This is a genomic window from Microcoleus sp. PH2017_08_TRC_O_A, from assembly GCF_020738665.1.
Taxonomy (GTDB): Bacteria; Cyanobacteriota; Cyanobacteriia; order Cyanobacteriales; family Microcoleaceae; genus Microcoleus.
In genome coordinates this window covers 1-499 of record NZ_JAEQCE010000219.1, presented here as the reverse complement: position 1 = coordinate 499, position 499 = coordinate 1, and positions in this window count along the sequence as shown.

Sequence of the window (499 nt, the reverse complement as noted above, 5' to 3'; positions counted from 1 at the left end):
GCTTCAGGTATCCACGCAATCGTACTGTATCCCTGACCCACAATTACACCCCTTTGATATTCATGGGTTCTATCTTGTAACGTTTTGGCATCTCGTCTGCCCCATGCAGTGTGGTCGATTGCTACTAATATATGTTCCGTTGGGGCTGCTTCTTTCTGTAATTGCTCCAGATAGAGCAGCATCAGTTTTTTTCGGTCTGGTCTACAGTCTTGTAAGGCTTCATAGACGCGCTTGCCATTGACGAAGAGAATAATGGATTTAGTGAAAATTCTGCTAAACACGACGCATTTTTTGTTGTCATCACTGCATCCATCAGCTCGAATGTCGCATCTTTCGCTTTCACTAATAAATCGTATGCTGCTTGACGAAAGTCCTTTAATCGTTCACTGTTCATTTAAGGAGTGGATAGGTTTTCTTTTTCACCCTCATTCTCTCCTAGCGCGGTGGCTCTAGTTCTTCTTTTGCCACCGTTCTCATCTTTGGTTAGTCTAAACTACAG